The 19,635-nt window shown below is 59.3% G+C and carries 14 protein-coding genes; 10 read left to right on the forward strand and 4 right to left on the reverse strand.

Annotated elements, in window-relative coordinates:
• Window positions 1-29: 29 nt before the first annotated feature.
• The gene (locus QEH57_RS15235; RefSeq protein ID WP_309007619.1) at window positions 30-1,775 is read right to left on the reverse strand and encodes a hypothetical protein; all 1,746 of its coding nucleotides are present in this window, start codon (window positions 1,773-1,775) and stop codon (window positions 30-32) included.
• 436 nt (window positions 1,776-2,211) lie between these two features.
• On the opposite strand from QEH57_RS15235, the gene QEH57_RS15240 reads away from it, so the two are divergent.
• The 8 genes from QEH57_RS15240 (at window position 2,212) to QEH57_RS15275 (ending at window position 12,972) form a co-directional block, all read left to right on the forward strand.
• Window positions 2,212-2,985, forward strand: coding sequence for an AraC family transcriptional regulator (locus QEH57_RS15240; RefSeq protein ID WP_309007620.1), 774 nt, complete (start codon window positions 2,212-2,214; stop codon window positions 2,983-2,985).
• Window positions 2,986-3,200: 215 nt separating this feature from the next.
• The gene (locus tag QEH57_RS15245) at window positions 3,201-4,472 is read left to right on the forward strand and encodes a hypothetical protein (RefSeq protein ID WP_309007621.1); all 1,272 of its coding nucleotides are present in this window, start codon (window positions 3,201-3,203) and stop codon (window positions 4,470-4,472) included.
• Between the two features lie 50 nt (window positions 4,473-4,522).
• On the forward strand, window positions 4,523-5,560 hold the full coding sequence (locus tag QEH57_RS15250) for a TIM barrel protein (RefSeq protein ID WP_309007622.1): 1,038 nt from the start codon (window positions 4,523-4,525) through the stop codon (window positions 5,558-5,560).
• A 36-nt stretch (window positions 5,561-5,596) separates the two neighbouring features.
• Window positions 5,597-6,736, forward strand: a complete 1,140-nt coding sequence (locus QEH57_RS15255; protein ID WP_309007623.1) for a Gfo/Idh/MocA family oxidoreductase — start codon at window positions 5,597-5,599, stop codon at window positions 6,734-6,736.
• A 57-nt stretch (window positions 6,737-6,793) separates the two neighbouring features.
• Window positions 6,794-7,645 carry a sugar phosphate isomerase/epimerase family protein gene (locus tag QEH57_RS15260; RefSeq protein ID WP_309007624.1) on the forward strand — a complete coding sequence of 284 codons (852 nt, stop codon included), beginning with the start codon at window positions 6,794-6,796 and terminating at the stop codon, window positions 7,643-7,645.
• 7 nt (window positions 7,646-7,652) lie between these two features.
• Window positions 7,653-8,402 (forward strand): DUF1080 domain-containing protein, encoded by a 750-nt coding sequence (locus QEH57_RS15265; RefSeq protein ID WP_309007625.1) that lies wholly within the window; start codon window positions 7,653-7,655, stop codon window positions 8,400-8,402.
• A 31-nt stretch (window positions 8,403-8,433) separates the two neighbouring features.
• Window positions 8,434-11,061: a c-type cytochrome gene (locus QEH57_RS15270; protein WP_309007626.1), complete on the forward strand. Its 2,628-nt coding sequence runs from the start codon at window positions 8,434-8,436 to the stop codon at window positions 11,059-11,061.
• 111 nt (window positions 11,062-11,172) lie between these two features.
• The gene (locus QEH57_RS15275; RefSeq protein WP_309007627.1) at window positions 11,173-12,972 is read left to right on the forward strand and encodes a hypothetical protein; all 1,800 of its coding nucleotides are present in this window, start codon (window positions 11,173-11,175) and stop codon (window positions 12,970-12,972) included.
• Between the two features lie 23 nt (window positions 12,973-12,995).
• Here QEH57_RS15275 and QEH57_RS15280 read toward each other — a convergent pair whose 3' ends face one another.
• Window positions 12,996-14,894 carry a glycosyl hydrolase family 28-related protein gene (locus tag QEH57_RS15280; protein ID WP_309007628.1) on the reverse strand — a complete coding sequence of 633 codons (1,899 nt, stop codon included), beginning with the start codon at window positions 14,892-14,894 and terminating at the stop codon, window positions 12,996-12,998.
• Between the two features lie 381 nt (window positions 14,895-15,275).
• Between QEH57_RS15280 and QEH57_RS15285 the strand changes: the two genes are divergently transcribed.
• Window positions 15,276-16,121 (forward strand): aldo/keto reductase, encoded by an 846-nt coding sequence (locus tag QEH57_RS15285; protein ID WP_309007629.1) that lies wholly within the window; start codon window positions 15,276-15,278, stop codon window positions 16,119-16,121.
• 100 nt (window positions 16,122-16,221) lie between these two features.
• On the opposite strand, the gene QEH57_RS15290 is transcribed toward QEH57_RS15285, so the two are convergent.
• Window positions 16,222-16,563: an energy transducer TonB gene (locus tag QEH57_RS15290; RefSeq protein WP_309007630.1), complete on the reverse strand. Its 342-nt coding sequence runs from the start codon at window positions 16,561-16,563 to the stop codon at window positions 16,222-16,224.
• Window positions 16,564-16,861: 298 nt separating this feature from the next.
• Between QEH57_RS15290 and QEH57_RS15295 the strand changes: the two genes are divergently transcribed.
• Complete coding sequence (locus QEH57_RS15295; RefSeq protein WP_309007631.1) at window positions 16,862-18,412, forward strand: sialate O-acetylesterase; 1,551 nt, start codon at window positions 16,862-16,864, stop codon at window positions 18,410-18,412.
• A gap of 17 nt (window positions 18,413-18,429) precedes the next feature.
• Here QEH57_RS15295 and QEH57_RS15300 read toward each other — a convergent pair whose 3' ends face one another.
• Window positions 18,430-19,503 carry a Gfo/Idh/MocA family oxidoreductase gene (locus tag QEH57_RS15300; RefSeq protein WP_309007632.1) on the reverse strand — a complete coding sequence of 358 codons (1,074 nt, stop codon included), beginning with the start codon at window positions 19,501-19,503 and terminating at the stop codon, window positions 18,430-18,432.
• Window positions 19,504-19,635 lie beyond the last annotated feature (132 nt).

Genomic DNA, 19,635 nt, shown 5'->3' on the forward strand with positions numbered 1-19,635 from the left:
TCGCCCCTAAGCTCGCAGGCAACCTCAACCTAGGATCGAGATTCCTCCCGCTTCCTTTCCACTCGCGCTGCCCACAGCAGCAGTAAGCCGAAAGAGCCGCAAAATCCGCTGACGAAAAGCACGCACAGCCGACCTACCCAATCGTTCGGCACCAACATCAGCAACAAGATCGCCAAACCCACGCCCACCGAAGAACGTCCCAGCAACAGCAGCTGCGAGCGATTCTTGGACTCGCCGATCTCCTTCTCGAAATCAACCGGAGTGCGAACCATCGTCCAAAACGCCTCCACCCGCTCCTTGTAGGCCGCCGGGCTGCGCTTGTAGAAGGGCATCGAGCAAAGCGTGCCGACAGCCCCAAAGATAAAGATCCACATCGCTCGCGACTGGATGGTCATCCCGTCACCCGTCGTTTCGCTCAGGTAGAAGGAATAGGCGGACGGAATCAGGCAAAAGCCAAAGATCACGAAGTAGGACCAGCTCGGAATCTTCTTCACCCACAAGCCAACCAACATCGGAAACACCAAGGGAATCCCGATGATAGAATTGATCATCAAATACGCGTCGAAAAGAGCCAACTCCTTGTTCAAGGAAAAGAGGATGCTGTAGAACAAGACCAGCCCGCCGATCCCGATCGTAGTCAGCTTGCAGAGCAAAATTTCGGTCTTGGGAGCCATCTCCGGCTTGGCTCCGAAAAGCTCCCGCAAGCGCGGAACGACATTGCGAGCGAAGATTCCCACCTGCCGGTTCAGCCCGGAATCCATGGAGCTCATGGTCGCCGCAAACATGGCCGCGATCATGATCCCCATCAAACCATTCGGCAGCACCTTGTTGGCGATGAAGGCATAACTAGTGTTCGCGGGATTGTCTACCGCTTGAGCCATGATCTCCTCGCTGTAGAGGAAGCGAGCCACCATGGGCGGAAAAAACCAGATCAAGGCGCCCACCGCCATCAAGGCCGCTCCCAAGTAAGCCGCCTTGCTGGCCTCCTTACCGTCCTTGACCACCAAAAAACGGTCCACCGAAGTCAGGCTGATCTGATGGTAGATCGTCATGCAGAAAATGACGACGATCCACTTCATGGAAAACTTGTCGTCGTCGAACGCTCCCGCCTCCTTCACGAACTTGAAATCCTCCGCCACTTCCGGTTTGGAAAAGTAGGAGAAAAACTCGCCCAGGCCGCCGATCTTCACGTAGCACAACACCGCTACGAGAATCGTGATCGAGAGCAGGATCAAGCTCTGCACGAAGTCCGTAGCCATCACCGCCCACTTGCCTCCAGTTGTTGAATACAAGACCACAACGGATCCGATCACTACGATGCACCACTGCACCGGGACCCCAAACGTCCCGCTGGCAAAAACGCACAAGGCCCACAGCTGGATCGCCGCCCCCACCGGCCCCAGCATGATGCTGGTATAGGCAGAGAACTGCTCCACCGCCGGACTGAAGCGCTGCCGCACCACATCCGTCAAGGTATACGCACGCGTCTGACGAAACCACGCCCCCAGAAAAAGCCCGCAAAGCAAAAGGGCCGTAACGTTCGCCGCATAGATGACCAGCACCGTCGGCCCGGCCTCGAAAGCCGCCGAAGCGTTGCCCGTGAAGGTGAAGGCGCTGATGCCCGCCATCAGGATGCTCGACCCCGTCAGCCACCAAGCCACCTGCCCGCCACCACGCACGAAGTCGCTCAAGTTGTTGTTGAACTTGGAAAAAACAACCCCGAGCAGGGGGAGCAAAATTAAATAAGCTGCGAGTGTAACGTACTCTAGTATCATGTTTTTGGGGACGCGGTTTGGGGGCTGCGTGCGAAGAGTTTGGGGTCCATCCCGATCAGCGAAGCAACTTCGCAGGTTGGAGCCCTCGATGACATGAGGGGCCACGCCAGCTACTCGCAAAGGAACTTGGTTCCTAACAGTAGGACCGCAAGGAGCAACCCCCGAGTCGCCCCATCCTCGGCCCTCTGAGCTCCCTCCCGCTTTCCCCTAGCAAAAGGGACTCCTGCCAAACCTCCTCAACACCATTCCTACAATTAGGCATGCAGCCTCATCGAAGCGGCGCCCTTCCCAAACAAAAAAAAGGAACCCAACAGTAGGACCTTGCAAGCAGCTCGCCCCCCTAGTTGCCGAACCGAGCGAAGCGACGAAATCGAAGCCTCCTTTTAAAGCTCCACACGCACCCGCAGTTATGCCAGCCTTCCCCAGCCCATCCCCCATGCCCGACCGCACAGAGCCCCCCAGCCTAGACAACCAGTCGCCGCGCCTTCGCGATACCCTGGCCCGCATCGGCATCGCCGCGCCCGAAGTAATCGAGCTCTTCGACTACCTCGAAGACATGCCGCTCTGGATGAAAGACGCCCAAGGCACCTACAAATGGGTCAACGTTTCCTTCCTCCTAAACTTCGGCATCAAGTCCCGGGCCGAAGTAATCGGACACAACGACTACGACCTCTGCAGCGAAGCCCTCGCCAACCAATACCGCATCGACGACGAACGCGTACTCAAAGGCGAACGCATCCTCTCCCGCCTCGAACTGATCGGCCGCTTCGACCACACCGCCCGCTGGTGCCTCACCAGCAAGATCCCATTGCACGACGCCAAGGGCAAAGTCGTCGGCAACGTCGGCATCACCCGCCCCCTCGATATGGACGGCCCCGCTCGCCATACCGACTACCCGCTCAGCGCCGCCGTCCGCTATATCAGCCAACACTACATGGAGAACATCACCAACGCGGACCTCGCCAAGGCCTGCAACCTCTCCGTGCGAGCCTTCGAGCGCCAATTTCGAGCCAACTACGAAAACACCCCTCACTCCTACGTCCGCCAAATGCGAGTACGCATGAGCTGTAGTCGTCTCGTCTATACAAAGAAACCAATCGCCGCCATCGCTAGCGAATTCGGTTTCGCCGACCAGAGCCACTTCGGCAAAGAGTTCCGCCGCGTTATGGGCGAAACGCCACGCGACTATCGTATCCGCTTCCAAGGCTAGACGCAGCCGCCCCAACCAGTTGGGAACCCACGTGTTCCCCACAACAAGCAGGCGGGGTATTCGACCTAAAACCGTGCGGCCGCTCCTGCCCCGCGCCGCTTTTATACCAATTTTTGTCGCTCCGCTCCTATGAGCAAAAGAGGCCGATCAGCTACACTCTAGCCCTCAAAAATCAACCCCTCGGCCTCCTGTTCCCCTGGACGCCCCCAATCACTATGGCAATCAATACCGTCGCCTCCCTCACCACCCGTACCTCCAACGTAAAAGCTTCCGTCGAGGCCGAACTCAGCAAAACCGGAGGCTTGCTCCGCCTCGCTCCCGCTTGGGTCCCGCGCTCCTTCCTCCAGCCCGGCCTGCGCATCAAGCTGCACCCCGCCGATACCTACGCCTACGGACTCAATCGAGGCGGCATCGACGAACGCTGGTTCGCCTCCACCACCGTCACCGCCAACGAAGGACGCGACACGGACGAAGGCCTCAGCTACTGCGTCGTCGGCAAGGAACGCTTCACCCTCCAGCAAGCCGTCGAAGAGTGCGGCGCTACCCTGGTCGGCAAGACCATCTGGGACAAATACGGGAAATGGCCCGTGTATTCAAAATTCTTCGACAACATGGGTCCCATCCCCCACCACATGCACCAAAACGCCGAACAAGCCGCCCTCGTCGGCCAAGAAGGCAAGCCGGAGTCCTACTACTTCCCGCCCCAGCACAACAACGTCGGCAACAACTTTCCCTATACCTTCATGGGGCTCGAGCCAGGCACCACCAAGGATCAAGTCCGCAAGTGCATCGAAAATTGGAACAAGGGCGACAACGGCATCCTCGACCTCTCCAAAGCCTACCGCCTCAAGCCGGGCTCCGGCTGGCTGATCGACCCCTGCATCCTCCACGCCCCAGGCAGCCTCTGCACCTACGAGCCGCAGTGGGGCAGCGACGTCTTCGGCATGTACCAAAACCTCGTCGAAGGACGCGAAGTGCCCTGGAGCCTGCTCGTCAAGGACATGCCCCAGGACAAGCATCAGGATATCGACTTCATCGTCGAGCAGCTCGCCTGGGAGAAAAACGTGGATCCAAACTTCAAGGACAACCACTACCTCGAGCCCGTCCCCGTGGCCGATACCCGCAGCGAAGGCTACGTCGATCGCTGGATCGTCTACGGCAAGGTAGACGACTACCAATACTTCACCGCCAAGGAGCTCACCGTCGACCCCGGCTGCAAGGCGACCATCACCGACTCCGGAGCCTATGGCCTCATCTGCGTACAAGGAAAAGGCACCATCAACGGCCAGCCCCTCGTCAGCCCCAAGATGATCCGCTTCCACGAACTCACCGAAGACGAATACTTCTGCACCGAGGACGGAGCCAAAGCGGGCGTAACCTTCGAAAACACCAGCGGCACCGAACCGCTCGTCTGCCTGCGCTACTTCGGCCCCGAAGCCAACCCCGACGCCCCCGCCATGGGCGCCTACCGCCACAATTCCTTCTAAGCCGCTCCTCCCCCAAAGAACTCACCGTATCCACAACCCCTATACAACCCATGCCCGAGAATAACTTCCCAAAACTCCACAACGCCATGTGGCCCGGCATCGTCGGAAAAGGCAGCCCCGACTCGGAACCCGCCATCGAGCTCGACACCCTGCTCGACTTCACCGCCAAGGCCGAAGTCGACGGCACCACCTTCGACGGCGTCGACCTCTTCCTCTACAGCCCCCACGTCGACATCGATTCCTCCGACGAAGCCATCGAGGCCCTCGCCGAAAAGATCTCCTCCAGAGGCCTGCAAGTCGGTTCCGTCGTCGCTCCCGTCTGGTTCGACGGTACCGCCATGGGCGACGAAGACAGCCGCAAAGGTTGGCTCAAAGCCGTCGAAAAGTCAGTCCGCATCGCCGCCAAGCTGCGCGAACTGGGCATCCGCCCGCACGGATTGGTCCGCATCGATTCCGCCGCCTCCGTCGCCGACTGGGCCAAGGATCCTCAAGCCAATACCAAACGCATCGCCCAAACCTTCCGCGAAGCGGGCAAAATCGCCGCCGCCTCCGGTGAACGCCTCGCCGCCGAAGGAGAAATCTGCTGGGGCGGCATGCACAGCTGGCGCCACATGATCGACCTCCTCGAAGAAACCGGCATGCCCGAAACCGTCGGCTTCCAGGCCGACATGTCCCACACCCTCCTCTACACCCTCGGCGAAAACGCCCCCGAGCACCGGATCGTGCCCGCCGACTACCATTGGGAACCGGACGCCTTCCACGCCGCCATGAAGCAGCTCACCGACGCCCTACGCCCGTGGACCTTCGACTTCCACGTCGCCCAAAACGACGGTTCCGTCTTCGGCTCCGGCGACCACGAAAAGACCGGTCGCCACTGCGTCGCCACCGACCCGAAAGGCAAGCTCAACATCGCCCGCGACTCCGGCTACTGGCTGCGAGACTCCGCTGGCGAAGTCACCAAGGCCATCCCCCATATCTGTTGGGACGGATGCATGTTCCCCAACTCCGTCATGACCCAGCAGCAGACCTGGAACGACATCCTCAGCGCCATGATCGAAGTACGCAAGAACCACGGCTGGCACGCCTAAGCGACCCGTATCCAAACCTCAATACACCCAAGAAAAATGAAAGCTCTCAACATCGGCCTCGTCGGCACCGGCCTCATGGGCCGCGCCCACTCCAACGCCTTCCGGCAAGCCCCCAAATTCTTCGACCTAAAACGTCGTCCCGTCCTCAAGGCCGTCTGCGGGCGCGATGCGAAAAAAGCCCAAGCCTTCGCCGACAACTGGGGCTACGAATCCGTAGAAAGCGATTGGCAATCCCTAATCGCCCGCCCCGACATCGACCTCATCGACGTAGCCGCCACCAACGACGCCCACGCCGAGATCGCCATCGCCGCCGCCAAAGCGGGCAAGATGGTCATGTGCGAGAAGCCCCTCGGCATGAACCCGGCCGAATCCCGCAAGATGGTCGCCGCTGTCGAAAAGGCCGGCGTCCCCAACATGGTTTGGTACAACTATCGTCGCGCCCCCGCGGTCACCATGGCCAAACAGCTCATCGACTCCGGCAAGCTCGGAAAGATCTTCCACTACCGAGCCAAGTTCCTCCAGGACTGGACCATCAATGCGGACGTCCCCCAAGGCGGACCCGGCACCTGGCGCCTCGACGCCTCCGTATCCGGCAGCGGCGTCACCGGCGACCTCCTCGCCCATTGCATCGATACCGCCCTCTGGCTCAACGGCACCATCGACTCCGTATCCGGCATGACCGAAACCTTCGTCAAGCAACGCAAGGACGTAGCCACCGGCAAGAAGAAGGAAGTCAAGATCGACGACGCCTCCGCCTTCCTTGCCCGCTTCTCGAACGGATCCCTCGCCACCTTCGAAGCCACCCGCTACGCCCGCGGTCACAAAGCTTTGAATACGCTGGAAATAAACGGCGAACACGCCTCCCTCGCCTGGGACCTGCACGACCTGCACCGCCTCCAGTGGTTCGACCACCGCGACGACGCTGCCCTGCGCGGCTGGCGCTCCATCCACCTATCCGAAGGCGAACATCCCTACGTAGGGAACTGGTGGATACCTGGCTGCCAAATCGGCTTCGAGCATACCTTTACCCACCAAGTCGCCGACTTCATTGCCGCCCTTGGAAAGAAGACTCCGGCTGGCCCTACCTTCAAAGACGGACTCGCCACCGACTACGTCACGGACGCTGTCCTCAAGTCTGCCAAAACCGGACGCTGGACCAAGGTCAAACAGGTTTGAGTCTATCGCCGCTCATCCCAGACTGAACGCTTTCTCCAGCCACGAACCCCCACCCCCATGCCGAAACTAGGAATCAATCTACTCAACTGGACCGCCTCCGTTACCGAAGAGCACTTTCCCATCATCGATCGATTGAAGGAAATCGGCTACGACGGGATTGAAATCTTCACCGGTAGCCAAGATCCAAGCGACTACCAAAAACTCGGTGCCCACTTGAGGGAGCTCGGCATGGGAATCACCTGCGTCACCGTCCTCGGCGAAGACACGAACCCGGTCAGTCCGAATAAGCAGGTGCGAGCCAAAGCGCTCGACCAGCTCAAATGGAATATCGACCGCTGCGTCGACTGCGGTGCCACCCACTTGGCCGGGCCTATCCATTCCGCTTTCGCGACCTTCACCCGGGCCGACATACAAGAGGACGAATACAAGCGCAGCGCCGAGGTACTGTATGCTGCAGGTGAATACGCCAAAGAGGCCAAGCTAACGCTCTGTCCGGAAGCCCTCAACCGCTTCGAGTGCTACCTCTGCAATACCATGCAGCAACTGCTCAAGCTGATCGAGTTAACCGGACACTCCCACGTCAAAGGCATGTTCGACACCCATCACGCCAACATCGAAGAAAAAAGCCTCCCTGCCGCCATCAAGCAGATCGCTCCGCACCTCGCCCACGTGCACCTCAGCGAAAACGACCGCGGTACGCCGGGCTCCGGACACATCGACTTCCCCGAGGTCCTGTCCACGCTGCATCAAATCGGCTACGACGGCTGGCTCACCATCGAAGCCTTCAGCCGAGCCGACCCCGGTTTCGCCAACGCCATCAACGTTTGGCGTGAATTTTCCCCGCCCTGGGACATCGCCGAAAGCGGCTACCGCTACCTCAAAGCGGCCCTCGAAAACTCAGCTTCCTAAGATCAAAATGTATCAATACGTCAAATACTCCGCTACCGCAGCCATCGCTTGCTTGCTGGCCGCCTGCTCTCAAACACCTTCCAACCAGAGCGTAGAGCTCTTCGACGGAACCAGCCTCGAGGGCTGGGAAGGCGACGCCCAATACTGGTCCGTAAAGGACGGAGCGATCGTCGCCCAAACAACCCCGGAGAATCCCATTCCCGCCAACTCCTTCCTCATCTGGCAAGGCGGAACGCCAGCCGATTTCGAACTGAGCCTGCAATTCCGAATCACCGCTCAAAACGACAAGGACTGGGCGAACTCTGGCGTACAGTACCGCTCTCGTCGCCTCGAATCTCCCGGGTATTCAATGAGTGGATACCAGGCCGACATCGACCTAGCCGCCCGATACATCGGCATGCTCTACGAGGAAAAAGGCCGCGGCCTTCTCATGAAGCATGGCGAACGCATCCGCATCACCCCCAAGTCAGCCGACAACCCAGATCCCAAGAAAAAGGCCGACGTAGAAGTCCTCGCCACCGAAACCACCAGGGAGGAAATCCTCGCCGCCTACCGCAAGAACGATTGGAACGAACTCAAGATCGTCACCCGTGGAAACCACCTGCAGCACTTTCTAAATGGAACCCTTACCGCCGACGTCATCGACGACGATCCGAGTGGCGCTGCGAGCGAAGGCCTCATCGGCCTGCAAATCCACAAAGGACAGCCCATGACAATCGAATTCAAAGAACTCCACCTAACGACTTTCGAAAATTAGAGAATCCCTTTCCCTTAGCCCCCCGACCCAAATGACGACCCGCAGCAGACTGATTTCAGCCTTCGCAAGCCTTGTACTGTTCCCGCAACTACACTCGCAAACCGATACGCAAACGCCTTCCACCATCGATCCGAAGGAACTAAACGTCGCCGAAGGCTTTACCGTAGATCTCGTCTACACCGTGCCCAAGGAAACCCAAGGCTCCTGGGTCGGCCTCACCTGCGACGACCAAGGTCGCATTCTCGCATCCGACCAGTACGGCAGCATCTACCGACTCACCCCCTCTAGCGGCGACGATCCGCAAAACGTGCAAATCGAAAAGCTGGTCGCCAAGCTCCCTGCCCTTTCCCCTTCCATCCCCGAGTCGGAAGCCGGCGCCCACGGCCTGCTTTACGCCGCCGGAAGCCTCTACGTCATGGTCAGCGAAACGGAAGGCAAGCGAGGCATCTGGCGCCTGCGCGACCTGGATGGAGACGACCAGTTCGAAAAAGCGGACTACCTGATCCAGCTCGACGGGCGCGGCGAACATGGCCCCCACTCGATGGCCCTCTCGCCGGACGGAAAATCCCTCTACTTCGTCTGCGGAAACTTCACCGACCTTCCCGAAACCTTCGACGCCACCCGCGGCGTAGCCTGGGGAGAGGACCACCTTCTGCCTCGCATGTGGGACGCTCGCGGCCATGCCAAAGGTCGGTACGCGCCGGGCGGCTGGATCGGCCGCTGCGACCTTAACGGAAAAAACCAGGAACTCTTCGCCTACGGATTCCGCAATACCTTCGACATCGCTTTCGACCAAAACGGCGAGCTTTTCACCTTCGACTCCGACATGGAGTGGGACCAAGGCACCCCTTGGTATATGCCGACCCGCATCAACCACGTGGTCGACGGCGGCGACTACGGCTGGCGCAGCGGTGCTGGACGCTGGCCCGACTACTACGCCGACAGCCTGCCTGCCACCATCGACATCGGCCCGGGCTCGCCCACTGGCACCACTTTCGGTACCGGCACGAAATTCCCCGCAAAATACCAACGCGCCCTCTTTGCCGCGGACTGGACCTACGGCACCCTCTACGCCATCCACCACACCGCCGATGGCTCGACATTCCGCGGCGAGAAAGAGGAGTTTGTAAGCGGAAAGCCACTACCGCTCACCGGAGTTATCGCGAACCCGCACGACGGAGCCATCTACTTCGCAGTCGGCGGCCGCCGCACCCAATCCGGTCTTTACCGCGTCACCTACACTGGCCCAGAATCGACCGCTCCCGCTCAAGCGGTGCCGCCCACCGAGGCCGCTCTGCTCCGCCGCAAGCTCGAAGCGCTGCACACTGCCAGCGCCGGACACGAGGCCGTCGCTATCGCCTGGCCCCACCTCTCCAATCCAGACCGCTTCATCCGCTGGGCAGCCCGCGTCGCCCTCGAACACCAGCCCGTTTCCAACTGGGCTCGCCTCGCCCTCGAAGAACGGAATCCACAGGCCAAAATCGAAGCCATGATCGCCCTCGCCCGCGTCGGCCCGCACCGCTACCAGCAAGACATCATCGAGCAACTCTCGAAGCTGAACCTGCAAGCCATCGACAAGTCCCTCCGCTTGCCCCTGCTGCGGGCCTGGCAACTCGCCTTCACCCGTATGGGAGAACCGAATACCGCTGCCAAATCCAATATCGTCTCCCACCTCGAACCGGCATTCCCCAGCGGCGACCCTAACCTCGATCGAGAGCTGCTTTCCCTCCTCGTCTACCTCGATTCGTCCATTGTAGTTGAAAAGGCAGTACCTCTGCTCAGCATCGAAGAACCCGAGGCCCCTGCCGCAGAATTGCTGGGAGGCTCCTCCCTCATCGCCCGCAACGACCGCTATCGGCGGTCCCTCGAACGCTTGAGCGAAGCAAGCCCTGACCGCCAGCAAATCGCAATCGCATACCGCTTACGAAACGCCGACACCGGATGGACGCCGGAACTCCGCAAAGCCTACTTCGAGTGGTTCGCCACTACCCACGAATGGAAAGGCGGCGCCAGCTTCACCGGTTTCCTCAGCAACATAAGGCAGGATGCCCTAGAAACGATCGCTCCCGAAGGGGAACGCGTATTGCTGGAAGACATTTCCAAGCCAGCCCCCCATGTCTACATCGCAGGATCCATCCCCCCGCAAGGCCCCGGGCAACTCTACACCGTCGAGTCCGCTATGCAGCAAATCCCCTCCAAGCTCCAAAACCGGGACTTCGAACGCGGCAAATCCATGTTCGCCTCCGCCGCTTGCGTCATGTGCCACCGCTTCGCCGACCAAGGAGGCGGGATCGGCCCCGACATCTCAGGAGCAGGAAACCGCTACACCCTCCGCGACCTTGTCGAAAACATTATCGAACCTTCGAAAGTCATCAGCGACCAGTACAGCATGGAAGCCATTACCTTGCAAAACGGCGACCTCATCATCGGCCGCATCGTCGGCGAAAACGACGATCGCTACAAGGTCATGATAAACCCGATGACACCGAACCAGACACGTGACATTCGCAAAGAGCAAATCAAGTCCCGCGAGATCCACCCCGTATCCAGCATGCCTCCCGGCCTGGTCAACAGCCTCAACCCCGAGGAACTCCAGGACCTGCTCGCCTACCTGCTCTCCGGCGGAAATCCGAACGATCCTATGTTCCAAGACAATTAACGGCGAGCCCGCGGGGAGGGAACTTGCCCTTTTCCGCCCCGCGAAAGGCTAGCCTACAATTAGTATTCGAACGGCATTCGGGCGCGAGCGAAACAAATGCATCATTGCCCTGTGCCCCTCGAACACGCAGACCCTCCCAGTTCCCAAGCCCTCGTCTCCGATCTCCTCCAACGCTGGTGCGAGGGCATGATAAACCTGCAGATCGACGACCCGAGCGACTCCGCCCGCCACGGAGCGCTCGACTGCCCCGGCTGCGGAAGAATCCACGGCCGTTGCTTCGACGCCGTCTATCCGCTCTTCCACATGGCCAAAGCCACCGGAGAGGTAAAATACCTCGCAGCCGGAAAATCGCTTTTCGCATGGTCGAAGAACGTTTCCCAGCCGGACGGCAGCTGGACCGTCATGCCCGACCCCAATTCCTGGAAAGGCGTCACGGTATTCGGAGCGATCGCCCTTGCGAAAACCTTGCACTACCACGGCGACCTGCTGGACAAAGCCGAACGATCCCGCTGGACGAATCGTCTCGTACTCGCGGCTAACTACGTCTTCGAAAACTTCGATCTCACCTTCGCCAACATAAACTACGGCTTCAGCGCTATCTACGCCCTCCACCTCCTGGGGCGACAGCTCGGCGAGCCTCGCTATCTCGAGCGCAGCCGTGAACTCGCCCAGCAAGCGAAGCGCTACTTCACCCGGCCTCACAAGCTTGTCTACGGCGAAGCCAAACCGACCGAGCGCCTTTCCGTTCGCGGGCTGCCGGCTGTAGATCTTGGATACAACGTGGAAGAATCGCTCAACGGCCTCGTCCTTTACGCCCTAGCGGAAAACGACACCGAGCTGCTCGATCTCCTCGAAAAGTCCCTCGCCTCCCACTTGGAGTTCATGTTGCCCGACGGCGGCTGGGACAACAGCTGGGGCACGCGACAGTTCAAGTGGACCTATTGGGGCAGCCGCACCAGCGACGGCTGCCAGCCTGCTTACCTCGCAATGCGCCCGCGCAATCCCGCTTTCGCTACGGCAGCGCTTAAAAACCTCGAGCTCCTCAAGCGCTGCACATCCCCCACCGGTCTGCTGTATGAAGGAATTCACTACGATTCCCACGGACTCGACCCCTGCATCCATCACACCTTTGCTCACGCCAAGCCGCTCGCCTACATTCTCGACAGCGGAGCCGACTGCTCACCGCCAGCAACGCCCCTCCCCCGCTCCCGCGCCTACGGGATCAAAAGCTTCCCGGAGATAGCCACTCACCTAGCCGCCATCGGTCCCTGGCGAGCAACCATCACCGCTTACGACTTCCTCTACCGTCCCGGCGTCCAACAAGCCACCGGCGGCAGTCTCTCGCTCCTTTGGCATCAAAAGCTCGGACCGCTCTGCGCCGCAAGCATGGCTCGCTACCAGCTAGTCGAACCCCACAACCAGCAAGCCGCTCCCGATGACGAAGATTTTCCGCTCACGCCACGCCTGGAAAAGGCGCATAACGGAATTTTGTACAGCAACCTTTTCGACCTGAAGGCCACAGTCTCAATCGCTTCGACGTCCTCCAGCCTAACGTTCAATGTATCCACTAAACTAAACAATTGCGACTACCAGGAGCTGCCCGTCGAGTGCCAGCTCCGCTATACCTTCACCAACGATAGCCTGGAAATACAAGCACACTGCTCGCAGGAGGCGAGCTTCGTCCTCCCCATCCTTTCCCCCTCCAGCGATAGCGTCTCCCAAACCGCCCTTCACTGTATCCAGATCAACAAAGCCGGCGGCTCCCTTGTCCTCGCAAGCAGCTACGAGCTCACCATCCGACACACGAAACGCGACCGCACTTTCAACCGTGTCCCCGGAGCCCAAGCCGTCCCCATCGAAGCCACCGTCCCCGCCAACGCACCGCTTCGGCTTCTGCTAAGGGTATCCTAAGCATCGATACAAAACAGTCGGGTCTACAGCTGCGACAAGCGAAAGAAAAGCGCGCTCGCATCCAGCGGAGCCTCATGCCGCCCGACTGGGCTCTCCACCACCGTTTCCCAAACCGCAAGGTCTTCCGCCTTCTCCAGCGCCCAATTAAAACTGGGCGACTCCTCCCACTCGAAGCTTAGGCTGTCATCCTTTCGCCGATACGACAATCGCGCCGAAATCTCTCCTAAGCGACGCCGCAGCTGGTCTTGGTAGAGCGACGCAGGCTGCAGCGTTTCACCCGCGCCCAGACCTTCCAAAAAGTCCTGCGGATCGGTTCGTTCGGCAGAGTTCGGTCGCTTCTCCTCCAGCTTAACCCCAGCTGCCTCTCCACTGGTCCCGATCACATAGCCTTGGCCAAACTGCTGGCTATGCACGATGAAGTCGGCATTCACATGATACTCCTTGCCTTTCGTGTTCCAGTAAACGCTTTGGCCAGAGGTCATAGCGTGGTCCGGGGTTCCTCCCGAATCTCCGCGATAGGCCGCCTCCAGGTACGAACGCTCCAGCAGGTTTCCATCGAAGAGATTCGAATGACTGAAAATCCCATGGTGATCGCTCCCTTTCCCTGCGGTGCTTTGGCGTTGCGTATCCGCAAGCTGCATACCGCTGTCGTGGTCGTAGCAGCGCGTAATTACGTTACCGGAATTCTGCATTCTCCACATCACGATGCCGTGACGGCAATTGCCGACCTCGCTCTCCACCACCAAGCACTCGGCAGCCGCATTGAGGCGGATCATATAACCGTTTCCACCCCCTCCCCCATACTGGGCGTTCTGAAACCGGAGTCGATGCAAGGTCACGTTGCGACACCAATCGAGCAAAACGCCGTTCGAGAGGCAATGAACGTCGTTGTCGTTCCCAGGGTTGTAGGAACTCACGTTCTGTATCCATCCATTCACAACACCTCTCATTTCGATAAGGAAGGAGCCGTGGGCATCGTAGGCTGCCGTACCCGAAAAATTATAGTCGGACTCGCTCCAACCTGATTTGCTAAGCCGCTTGTTGCCGATCGAAAACGCTTCCAAGGCTACGTTGGAAAGGAGGGAGGCCGTCTTGTAAACGCTAGCCCCGTCCCGCGTCTTCAAGGACCATCGAGTCGGGATATCGATCTGGATCCGTTTGTTCGCCGTATCGATGGCCTGAACCTGACGCAGGTAAAGGAGGCCGCGCAGGGACCCCAGCGACTGCGTCCAGTCCACCCCATCCGCGCCGCTTGCCATATTCAAATCGCGCACGAACGATTCCGTAGCTGGATTGTGAACCACCAACCAATCCCCCACGGCAAGCCCGTCCAGGCTCTCGAGCTGCAAGGTGTTCGTCGGACCAAGCTCGTCGCGGGTCAACCGGATCGGATCGCTGCGCCGCGAAGTCCAGCTTCCGCCATCCGAAGGGCGAATACGGATCACTCGCTTATTCCTCATTTCAGTCGTCGTATTGAAAAGATAAGTACGCTCCGTTCCCTCCCCGCGGAGAATAATGTTCGCGGAGGAGATCTCCAAGCAGCGGGCTTCACCCTCCGGCACCGACAAGCGATAGCTTCCCGCCTTCAGGTATACGACTCCGCCTCCCGCAACCTCCGCGGCGTCGATGGCGGCTTGGATCGCCGCCGTGGCATCAAGCTGCCCCGACGGATCCGCCCCGAACGCCTCGACTGCGTCGAAGATTTCTCCCGCCTCCCACCGCAAAGCCGACGCCCCCATGCGATAGCCCGCGTAGGAAAAATCCTGCAGGAACGCATCTTCGGCGAAGTTCAGCCCATCCTCGCGATTCGGAGCCCTACAATCGCTCGGATAAAGGCTGGAACGCCACGCGTCCTGGCAATTCGCCGCAACGGATAGCAGTAAGCAGGTGAGAAAACACGCGAAACGAAATGCACCATCCATAGCTCAAGCCAACGACCTGCCCGCTCCCATGGCAGTAATAATTATTAAAGCATCGCTTAAAAACCCCGTAAAAACAGAAGGTATATCACCCAAGCGACCGCATTGCTGACAATACGTAGAAACGAGCTTGGCAAAAAAGAACCCGCCAATCCGAAGATTGGCGGGCCAAGTAGTCTAGCTACCGCTAGTTAGACAACCAATAGAGAGCATGAACATCTCTCTAATGAGTTACGCAGTTTCGTAAGAAAATAGCTAAGGGCAAAACATTTCAGCATTTTTTCGCACGTGAAGCCACGTACGCAGGCCGAAACCCTTACCATTCGGATCTCGACACACTGCCTCGCGCGCCGATGAAATCCCTAGCTAGAACCGTCCGCCGCCATGCCCAAGATTCATCCCTCCAGCAGCTTGCCTCTCAACAACGGCGTTCGCCTCCCTCTCTTCGGTTTCGGCGCCTATAAAGTAAGCGACCCAGTCCAAGGCGAAGAAGCCATCCGCTGCGCCTTGGAAGCCGGCTACCGGCATATCGACACCGCATCCATCTACGGCAACGAGGAACTGGTCGGCCGCGCCATCCAGAATTCCGGGCTCCAGCGGGAGGACCTCTTCGTCACCACCAAGCTCTGGCTGGACGAACAAGGCGAAAAGGAAACGCCCGCTGCCCTCGAACGCAGCCTCGCCAAGCTGCAAACCGACTACGTCGACCTCTATCTCATGCACTGGCCCCACCCGGAAGCGCAACGCATGCAACCGTGCTGGGAAGCGATGCAAGCGCTGCTCGCCGCAGGCAAATGCCGGGCCATCGGCGTGAGCAACTTTTCGGAACGCCGCCTGCAAGAGCTCTTCGCCCGCAGCGACTTTCGTCCGGCCGTCAACCAAGTGGAGTTCAACCTCTTTTGCTACCGGCGTGAACTGGCCGCCTTTTGCCGCGACCGTGGCATCGTCCTGCAATCCTACAGCCCGCTCGCCCGCGGCCACAAGCTGGACCACCAAACGCTGGTGCGCCTGAGCCAAACCCATCGCAAATCCCCCGCCCAGACCATGCTCCGCTGGTGCCTGCAGCACGGAGTCCCCATCATCCCAAAGTCCTCCACCCCGGAGCGAATCGTGGCCAACGCCCAAATTTTCGACTTCGAGCTCAGCTCCCCGGAAATGGAGCAACTCGACCAGCTTAACGAAAACTTCGAGGTCTCCGACTGGCGCCCCGATCCCCAGAATTGGTATTGATCCGGCCGCTCCCGCCCCATCCACCCCGCCAAGCGGACACAAAAAAGCGGCCTCGCCGGAAGCGAATGCCGCAAATTTCGTTACAAGACTTTGCAGAAGCCTAGCTCTTGAACTTGAACGGTACCTTGATGCTGCACTCGATCGGGCTACCGTTCAGCTGGGCCGGATTGAAGCGCCACTGCTTGATAGCCTCCAAAACGGGCTGCTCCAACGACGCGTCCGTTGACTTGTCGATCGCTACCGAAGCGACCGTACCATCGACGGAAATCGTAACGATGGCCATCGCCATGCCCTCGATCCCCTTCGGGTTCGCTGGGGCGACGCTCTTCTTTACGGAAGGCTGGACGTCCCACTTGGCGTCTGCGGCAGAGACCGTGTTCGCTGCAACCGCTGCAAACGCGAGAATTAGAAGGCTTGTTATGCTAGATTTGAATTTTCTCATTATAGTTAATCATCCAACGGGAAAGTCCCGTATCGACGCTGCCCGAAAAGATCTGCTTCTCTCCGAACTGCGTGTTGTTAGCGCTCCTAAACGTCCCCTTTTTTCGAAACCGTAACGCAATCGTATGCTTTAACTTCATTCCACCACGCTTCATCCCTTTTTTACAGCAGATGGAAACTCTAGAGTAAGAGCGACTAATGAGCTTCGTAATTTCCTATAATCCCTACCCTAAGCGCCCCAACCTCCAACAAGGAAAACGCCTCACCAACCCACTGCAGCCTTTAACGCCACACCGAAAATGAGAACCCTTTTCCTAGCCCTTTTCCTAGCCCTTTTCCTAGCCAGCTCTCTCGCTAGTTCCCTCTGCGCCCAGCTGAGCCTGCCGCAGGTCTTTACCGACCACATGGTACTGCAGCGCGATCAGGCCAACCCCATTTGGGGCACCGCCCAACCACAGGAGAAGATCACTATCACTCTCGCCGGCAACGTTGTATCCACAAAATCTGACAACGACGGTCGCTGGCGAACGAAACTTCCTCCCCTCCCCGCAGGCGGCCCTCACACTCTCACGGTAAAAGGCAACAAGACCATTGAGATCAAAGACGTACTGGTGGGCGAAGTCTGGTTCTGCTCGGGCCAATCGAATATGGAATGGCCCGTCGCCAATGCCGACGGAGCCGAGGTAGAAATCGCCGCCGCCAACTACCCGCAAATCCGCTTCCTCACCGTCGCCCGCCACGGCACCGACACACCCCAAGACGACATAGAAGGGGCTTGGCAAGTTTGCTCGCCGGAAACCGTGCCCCCCTTTTCCGCCGTGGGATACTTCTACGGCCAAACGCTCCACGCCGCCCTCGGCGTGCCCATCGGCCTCATCGACAACGCCTGGGGCGGATCCACCGCCGAGAGCTGGATCCCACGCCAAACCCTCGAGGCCGAAGAACGCTACGCCCCGCTGCTCGAACACTGGGACCAAAAGGTCGCCCACTTCGACGAAGACGCCTACGAAGCCTTCCTCCAAAAATTCAAAGCCTGGGAGGCTGCCGGTTACCCGGAGCCAAGCCTCAACTGGAACGACACAGTCCACCCCGTCACCGGACAGCACCGTCCCGCTAACATCTACAACGGCATGGTGCATCCACTCGCCGGATACGGAATCAAAGGCGTCATCTGGTACCAGGGCGAAAGCAATGGCGGGCGAGCCGAGCAATACCGCCACCTCTTCCCCCTCCTCGTCGAAACATGGAGAGCGAAGTGGGGACAGGGCGACTTTCCCTTCTACTGGGTACAGCTCGCGGACTGGGGAGCCGAGGCGACCGAGCCGGGCGAAAACGGATGGGCCGAGCTCCGCGACGCCCAAACCAGTTCCATGGACGTCCTTAAAAACTCAGGACAAGCCGTAATCATCGACCTCGGAGAAGGTCGCGACATCCACCCCCGCGACAAGAAGACTCTCGCCAGCCGGCTCGTTCGTTGGCCGCTCGCCAACGACTACGGATACGACATCGCGTATCAAAGCCCTCGATACAAGAGCATGGAGATTCTAGGCAACACGGTCCGCATCGCCCTCGATCACGTCAGCGAGCAAGGCCTCTACAGTTTCGACACCCCAGAGATCCACGGCTTCAGCATCGCCGGAGACAACCAACAATTCGTCTGGGCCGAAGCCAAGATCATAGACCAGAACACGGTCGAGGTTTGGGCGGACACCATCGAGTCTCCCGTAGCCGTCCGCTACGGATGGGCCCAAAACCCAAAGCTCAACCTCTACGACCGCAACGGGCTGCCCGTGACCCCCTTCCGCACGGACAGCTGGCCCTGGCAGTCCGCCGGGAAAGCGGTCGACTGAACTGGCTTCGCGGTTCGCTAGGCCCGCGCCTGATCCGCCATCTGCTGCGCCTTCAAGCACAGCTCGGCGGCCTTGAAGGCGTGCGCCTGCGTCATCGCGTTCTCCGTCCGGTTCAAGCAATCGAGCACGAACTTTCCGAAAAACGGATAGCCGACCTTGCCGGAGCAATCGATCATTTGCTCGGACTCCTGGTCCACCAAATAAATGTGGTCGCTGCCGCCCTTTACGATGTCTCGGTACTTGCGAATCTCGAGGTAGCCGTCCGTACCGAGAACGAAGGTACGCCCGTCTCCCCAAATCTTCGAGCCCGCCGGATTGAACCAATCGAGGCGGCAATAGGCGCTGGCGCCCGTGTTGAGCGTGATGCTCGCCTCTCCGAAATCTTCGAGCCCAGGATAGTCCGGCGTTCCGAGGTTATCGACTCGGGCAAAATTCACCACCCCATCCGTCGCCCCCGTATACTCGAGAAACTGCTCGCACTGATGGGAACCGATATCGGTCAAGATGCCGCCGTAGCGCTGCTTGTCGAAAAACCAATCCGGACGCGTGTGGGCCGCCAAGTTGTGCGGAGCAAGGTTCAGCACCTGCAACACACGGCCGATGGCGCCCCCCTTGATGAGCTCGCCCGCATACCAGCCGGACTCGCTGGAGAGGCGCTCGCTGTAGCAAACCATGTAACGCTGGCCCGTTTCCTTGGTTTTGGCCCTTGCGACCTCCAATTGCTCGAGCGTGGTAAACGGAGTCTTGTCCGTAAAGTAGTCCTTACCCGCATCCATAACCTGAATACCGATCTCGCAACGCAAGTTCGGGATCGCCGCCGCCGTGACCAGCTTCACTTCCGGGGCATCGAGAATCTCCCGAAAATCCTTCACCACCTTCGCATGCGGATGGGCCTTGATCACGCTCTCGTAGCGCTCGGCCTGCGGCTCGTAGATGTATCCCAGGCGACCGCCTACGCTGGCCAGACCTTCGATCTGCCCGTAGATGTGCCCATGGTCGAAAAACGCGGCGGCAAATACAAATTCGCCTGCTTCTACAACTTGCTCGTTCCCCTTGAATTCAGGGGCATAATTCATTCCGTCTCTACTCATGGGTATATCTTTTTTTGAGAATAAGGGGATACGTTTGCATCCTCCCCTACATTGTTCGCACGCACCCAACCCAATTGGCAACCCTATCGTTCGCTTGCCTTAAACTCGCTGCTGCAATTTAGTCTTCGAAAA

Source organism: Pelagicoccus sp. SDUM812005, assembly GCF_031127875.1.
GTDB lineage: Bacteria > Verrucomicrobiota > Verrucomicrobiia > Opitutales > Opitutaceae > Pelagicoccus.